This window comes from Streptomyces sp. MB09-02B (assembly GCF_033794485.1).
Lineage (GTDB): Bacteria > Actinomycetota > Actinomycetes > Streptomycetales > Streptomycetaceae > Streptomyces.
Window position 1 is genome coordinate 1 of record NZ_JARGEE010000490.1, and the last position, 6,044, is coordinate 6,044.

Consider the following 6,044-nt stretch of genomic DNA (forward strand, 5'->3'; position numbering starts at 1 on the left):
ACCGAAGACCGGCCGGGAACGGGGTATCAACATATCTGGCGTTGATTTTTGGCACGCTGTTGAGTTCTCAAGGAACGGACGCTTCCTTTGTACTCACCCAAGTTATTTCCTGGGCTTTCCTCCGGGCGCTTCCCTTCGGTGTTCCGAACTCTATCAGTGTTTTTCCGGCCCCCTGACCACCATCCTGCGAGCATGCAGAAGATGATCCCGGGATAGGATCTGAACGATCTGAACGAGTTCGGTGCTGCCGGGGTCGGACACACAGTGCCGCTCGCCCCGAGGCAGGTCTACGACTCTACATCGGGCCGCAGAGCCCGTGCAAATCGCTTGCAGGGGTGGTCTAGACCTCTAATGCGGAGCTATGGTGCGGAACGGGTACTTCAACCGACCTACCCTGCTGCTCAGCGCGCCGTCCCGGGACAAGCGGGACGGTGTCTCATAGATCCCCACCTGGGAGGCTTCCCATGACCACCGTGACGTCCCCTCTCGCAGGACGCGCCATCGGACTGGCCGCCGTACCGGATCCCGTGTTCTCGGGAGCGATGGTCGGCCCCGGCATGGCGATCGACCCCGTGCGTGAGGCTGGGGACGCCGTCGCTCCCGTCGACGGGGTCGTCGTCTCCCTGCACCCGCACGCCTTCGTCGTCGTAGACGGCGAGGGACACGGTGTGCTGACACACCTCGGTATCGACACCGTGCAGCTGAACGGTGAGGGCTTCGAGCTGCTCGTGAACAAGGGCGACACCGTGCGACGCGGTCAGGCCGTGGTGCGCTGGAACCCCGCCGCCGTGGAGGCCACGGGCAAGTCGCCCATCTGCCCCGTCGTGGCCCTGGAGGCCACGGCCGACTCCCTCACCGAGCTCCGCGAGGACGGCGAGGTCAAGGGCGGCGACACGCTCTTCGGCTGGCGGTGACGTCGTGGCCGTACCGGATCGCAAGTTCCACAACCATCGCGGCGGCGGGACCCGCCGCACTAACGGAGACAGGTGAGATGGAGACAACGCTGCGAGGCGTCGGTGTGAGCCACGGTGTGGCGATCGGCGAGGTTCGGCACATGGGGACGGCGGTGCTGGAGCCGCCCGCCAAGCAGATTCCGGCAGAGGACGCGGAGCGCGAGCAGGGACGTGCCCGTAAGGCAGTGGACGCGGTGGCCGCCGATCTTATGGCGCGCGGCAATCTGGCCGGGGGTGAGGCCCAGGCCGTACTGGAGGCCCAGGCGCTGATGGCCCAGGACCCGGAGCTGATGGCGGATGTGGAGCGACGTATCGCCGTGGGGAGCACGGCGGAGCGTGGTGTCTACGACGCCTTCGCCGCGTATCGGGCGCTGCTGGCCGGGGCCGGCGAGTACCTCGCGGGTCGCGTGGCCGACCTCGACGATGTGCGGAATCGTATCGTCGCCCGGCTGCTCGGAGTTCCGATGCCGGGGGTGCCGGACAGCGACGAGCCGTACGTTCTCATCGCTCGCGACCTGGCGCCCGCGGACACGGCGCTGCTCGATCCGACGCTCGTCCTCGGGTTCGTCACCGAGGAGGGTGGGCCGACGAGTCACAGTGCGATTCTGGCGCGGGCGCTCGGGGTGCCGGCCGTGGTGGCGCTGCCGGGTGCCGGGGAGCTCGCCGAGGGCACGGTGATCGCCGTGGACGGCAGCACCGGTGAGATCTTCGTGAACCCGAGCGCGGAGAAGAAGGCCGAGCTGGAGGCCGCCGCTGCGGCGCGGAAGGCCGCGCTGGCCGCGTCGAGCGGGCCCGGCGCGACCTCCGACGGGCACCGGGTTCCGCTGCTGGCCAATGTGGGCGGCCCCGCTGATGTGCCGGCGGCCGTGGAGGCCGGGGCCGAGGGGGTCGGGCTGTTCCGGACCGAGTTCCTCTTCCTGGACGACAGCAAGGCGGCGCCGTCCGAGGAGAAGCAGGTCGAGGCGTACCGCCAGGTGCTGGAGGCCTTCCCCGAGGGGCGTGTGGTCGTGCGGGTGCTCGACGCCGGCGCAGACAAGCCGCTGGAGTTCCTCACGCCGGCCGACGAGCCGAACCCGGCCCTCGGTGTGCGTGGCCTGCGGACGCTCCTCGATCACCCCGAGGTGCTGCGGACGCAGCTGACGGCGCTCGCGAAGGCCGCCGAAGGCCTGCCGGTCTATCTCGAGGTCATGGCGCCGATGGTCGCGGACCGCACAGACGCCAAGGCGTTCGCCGACGCGTGTCGTGAGGCCGGGCTGCGGGCCAAGTTCGGTGCCATGGTCGAGATCCCGTCGGCGGCGCTGCGGGCGCGGTCGATCCTGCAGGAGGTCGAGTTCCTCTCGCTGGGGACCAATGACCTCGCGCAGTACACGTTCGCGGCCGACCGGCAGGTGGGGGCGGTGTCGCGGCTCCAGGACCCGTGGCAGCCGGCGCTGCTCGACCTCGTCGCGCTGTCCGCCGAGGCGGCGAAGGCCGAGGGCAAGAGCTGTGGTGTCTGCGGTGAGGCGGCGTCGGATCCGCTGCTCGCGTGTGTGCTGACCGGTCTGGGGGTCACCTCCCTCTCCATGGGTGCGGCGTCGATTCCGTATGTGCGGGCGACCTTGGCGAAGTACACGCTGGCGCAGTGCGAGCGGGCCGCGGCTGCCGCCCGTGCGACGGACACCGCCGAGGAGGCGCGGGGCGCGGCGCAGGCGGTGCTGTCGGGCGAGTAGCCAGTGAGGACCGGCCGGCGCGAGGGGCGCTCCACCTTCGGGTGGGGCGCCCCCCCCGTTCAGCGGGTGTGGCCGTGCGGAGCCGGGCCTCCCTTGCCGAGGTCGTCCCCGAGGTCGGGTGGGGTGCCGTAGTCGACGCCGGACTCCGGTGAGACGAGGTCTCCGGATTCCCTGTCGGTGCAGTAGGCGTCGAAGACCTCTCCCGCTGTGAGGGGTGCCAGGTCGTCGCCGCGCAGGCGCCAGCCGTAGACGCGGTCGGTCCGGTCCGGGGAGGTGGTGCGCATGACGAGTCCGCCGGGGCTCGCGGTGGCGAGGCCGAGAGCGAGGACGGTGGCGAACTCCAGGGCTTCGGACTCGTCGAGCCGGGTGGCTCCGTCGGTGTCCTCTTCCACGTGGAGGACGGCGGCCAGCGCCTGGGGTTCGGCCGAGACGCTGCAGACGAGGTGGCGTTCACCCGGGCCGGCGGTGTCGAGGATGCGCTTGAGCAGGTGCATGGCGCGGGAGAAGGACGCGCGTCCGATGTCCTCGCCGCAGGAGGCGCAGTCGCCGATCTGGGCGAGGCGCGTGGTGGCGTACTCCCAGGTGGCGAGGCGGACGGCTTCGTCGATCAGGTCGGGGACGAGCTCGGTGAGGGGCTGTCCTTCGTACGGGACGGCGGCGCCCGTCGCGGCCAGCTCGGCGGTGAAGCGGGTGCGGCTGGAGGGGGTGTCGGGTTCGAGGCCGGTGTCGGCGCAGAACTCGGCGTACTCCTCGGGGTCGAAGAGGGCGACCGTCGTGTGGTTGCCCTGCGCGGAGAGGGTCCTGAGCAGGGCTTCCACGTGTCGGAGGTAGGTCGTGTGGTCGGCGAAGGTGAAGCTGCGGTAGCGCCGCATCGCGGTGAAGTCGTGTTCGTCGGCCAGCAGGCCGATGGTGCCCGCGATCTCGCGGCGCAGGACGCGGCGCATGCTCTGGTGGTCGGTGCGTGCCATGTTCTCCCCCTGTGCGAACGGTCGATCAATGCTCACTCACAGTAATCGAGGGCACTGACAACGCGGTCGCGAGCGGGGGTCAGAGGCGCTCGCGGGCCAGGTCCTCGTAGAAGCGCAGGAGGTCGAGGTTGTCGATGGAGCCCGGGTTGACCGCCTTCTCCAGCGGGGTGCCCTGGAGGAGGCGTTTGACGGGGACCTCGATGCGTTTGCCGGTGAGGGTGTGCGGGACGCCGGGGACCTCGATGACCTCGTCGGGGACGTGCCGGGGTGAGAGCTGTTCGCGGATGGTGCGCTTGATGCGGGCGAGGAGGGCCTCGTCGAGCGTTGCTCCCGGGGCGAGTTGGACGAAGAGGGGCATCCAGTAGCCGCCGTCGGGCTCTTCGATACCGACGACGAGGGACTCCTTGATCTCGGGGAGGCGTTCGACGGCTTCGTAGATGTCGGCCGAGCCCATGCGGACACCTTGGCGGTTGAGCGTGGAGTCGGAGCGGCCGTGGATCACGACGGAGCCCCGGGAGGTGAGGGTGATCCAGTCGCCGTGGCGCCAGACGCCGGGGTAGGTGTCGAAGTAGCTGTCGTGGTAACGGGTGCCGTCGGGGTCGTTCCAGAAGTGGATCGGCATGGACGGCATGGGGTTGGTGACGACCAGTTCGCCGACCTCGTCGACGAGGGGTGTGCCGCTGGGGTCCCAGGACTGGAGGTCGGTGCCGAGGCCGGGGGCCTGGAGTTCGCCGATGTGGACCGGGAGGGTGGGGACGGCTCCCGCGAAGCAGGAGCACACGTCGGTGCCGCCGCTGACGGAGGCGATCCAGAGGTCTTCGCGGACCTCGTCGTGGAGCCAGCGGAAGCCGTCGGGCGGGAGCGGGGAGCCGGTGGTGCCGACGCACTGGACGCGGGAGAGGTCGTAGTCGCGGCCGGGGTGGACGTCGGCCTTGCGGCAGGCCATGACGTAGGCGGCGGAGGTGCCGAAGAGGGTGGCGCCGGTGCGTTCGGCGACGCTCCACTGGGCGCCCGTGTCGGGGTACCCGGGGCTGCCGTCGTACAGGACGACGGTGGTGCCGGTGAGGAGGCCGGAGACGAGGAAGTTCCACATCATCCAGCCGGTGGAGGTGTACCAGAAGAAGCGGTCCTCGGGGCCGAGGTCGCAGTGCAGGCCGAGTTGTTTGAGGTGTTCGACGAGGATTCCGCCCTGGGACTGGACGAGGGCTTTGGGCAGGCCGGTGGTGCCGGACGAGTAGAGCACCCACAGGGGGTGGTCGAACGGGACCTGGTCGAAGGTGGGTGCCACGTCCGCGGAGGTCAGGGCGGCCCATTCCAGGGCGCCCTCGGGGGCTGCGGTGCCGAGGACGGGGATGTGCACCACGGCGCGCAGGGTGGGCAGTTCGCGGCGGAGTTCGGCGACGGTGTCGCGGCGGTCGTGTTCCTTGCCTCCGTAGCGGTAGCCGTCGACGGTGAACAGGACGACGGGTTCGACCTGCTGGAAGCGGTCGAGGACGCTGCGGGCGCCGAAGTCGGGGGCGCAGGAGGTCCAGACGCCGCCGACGGCGGCCGTGGCGAGGAGGGCGACGACGGCCTGCGGGATGTTCGGGAGGTAGCCGCTGACGCGGTCGCCGGGGCGTACGCCGAGGGCGCGCAGTTCGGCGGCTAGGGAGCCGACCTGGCGGCGCAGCTCCGCCCAGGTCACGGGGCGGGGTCCGTGGGTCTCGTCGACGTGGAGCAGGGCCGGTTCGTCGGCGCGGGTGTCGGCGGCGCGCAGGGCGTGTTCGGCGTAGTTGAGGGTGGCGCCGGGGAACCACGCGGCGCCGGGCATGGCGCGGTCGCCGAGCACGCGCGCGTAGGGGGTGGAGAACCGTACGTCGAACCACTCCGTGACGGCTTTCCAGAACGTCTCGAGTTCGTCGACGGACCAGCGGTGCAGGGCCGGGTATCCGCCCTCGGCGGGGGCTCCGTGGTGTTCGGCGGCCCAGGACTGGAACGCGGAGATCTGGGCCCGGGCGATGCGTTCCGCGTCGGGTTGCCAGAGCGGCGAGGGGTTCGCTGAGGTCATGGGGTGGCTCCCGGGACTGTGCGCGTGGTGTGCGTCGGGCGCGTACGGGCAGGGGTGTGCGCGTGACGCGGCTGACACGGACGATGCCATGTGATCGACTTCCGCACCAGGGTGAGCCGCTGTCGGACGGCGACATGAACATGTGGCGGCACCGTGGGTGAACGGAAGTTGAACGGTTCACACGAATGGGCCGGTCAATGGCATGGTGAGCCCCATGGACGGTCGTGACCTGGTGCGTTCGGTGAAAGCGATCGGTTCGGCGGGGGCTGCGCAGGGGCTGCGCACCGTGCGGGCCGCATGGCGCAGGAGGCGTGCCGACGCCGCCGCTCTGCCGGCGCGGGGTGCCGAGCGTGCCAGGGTGCCGGGG

The 6,044-nt window shown here is 70.6% G+C and carries 4 protein-coding genes; 2 read left to right on the top strand and 2 right to left on the bottom strand.

What is annotated here, in order from left to right; all coding sequences use genetic code 11:
- Positions 1-464 precede the first annotated feature (464 nt).
- Both P1P70_RS38710 and ptsP read left to right on the top strand, forming a co-directional pair.
- Positions 465-914 carry a PTS glucose transporter subunit IIA gene (locus P1P70_RS38710; RefSeq protein WP_045557329.1) on the top strand — a complete coding sequence of 150 codons (450 nt, stop codon included), beginning with the start codon at positions 465-467 and terminating at the stop codon, positions 912-914.
- Positions 915-991: 77 nt separating this feature from the next.
- Positions 992-2,662, top strand: a complete 1,671-nt coding sequence (gene ptsP / locus P1P70_RS38715) for a phosphoenolpyruvate--protein phosphotransferase (protein WP_319246137.1) — start codon at positions 992-994, stop codon at positions 2,660-2,662.
- Positions 2,663-2,721: 59 nt separating this feature from the next.
- Here ptsP and P1P70_RS38720 read toward each other — a convergent pair whose 3' ends face one another.
- Both P1P70_RS38720 and P1P70_RS38725 read right to left on the bottom strand, forming a co-directional pair.
- Positions 2,722-3,630, bottom strand: coding sequence for a hypothetical protein (locus P1P70_RS38720; RefSeq protein WP_319246139.1), 909 nt, complete (start codon positions 3,628-3,630; stop codon positions 2,722-2,724).
- Positions 3,631-3,709: 79 nt separating this feature from the next.
- Positions 3,710-5,677, bottom strand: coding sequence for an acetoacetate--CoA ligase (locus P1P70_RS38725; protein ID WP_319246141.1), 1,968 nt, complete (start codon positions 5,675-5,677; stop codon positions 3,710-3,712).
- Between the last annotated feature and the right edge of the window lie 367 nt (positions 5,678-6,044).

Bases quoted from the DNA above. Each gene is read 5' to 3' on its own strand.
- P1P70_RS38710 (WP_045557329.1), top strand. From the start codon at position 465: ATGACCACCGTGACGTCCCCTCTCGCAGGACGCGCCATCGGACTGGCC.
- ptsP (WP_319246137.1), top strand. From the start codon at position 992: ATGGAGACAACGCTGCGAGGCGTCGGTGTGAGCCACGGTGTGGCGATC.
- P1P70_RS38720 (WP_319246139.1), bottom strand. From the start codon at position 3,630: ATGGCACGCACCGACCACCAGAGCATGCGCCGCGTCCTGCGCCGCGAG.
- P1P70_RS38725 (WP_319246141.1), bottom strand. From the start codon at position 5,677: ATGACCTCAGCGAACCCCTCGCCGCTCTGGCAACCCGACGCGGAACGC.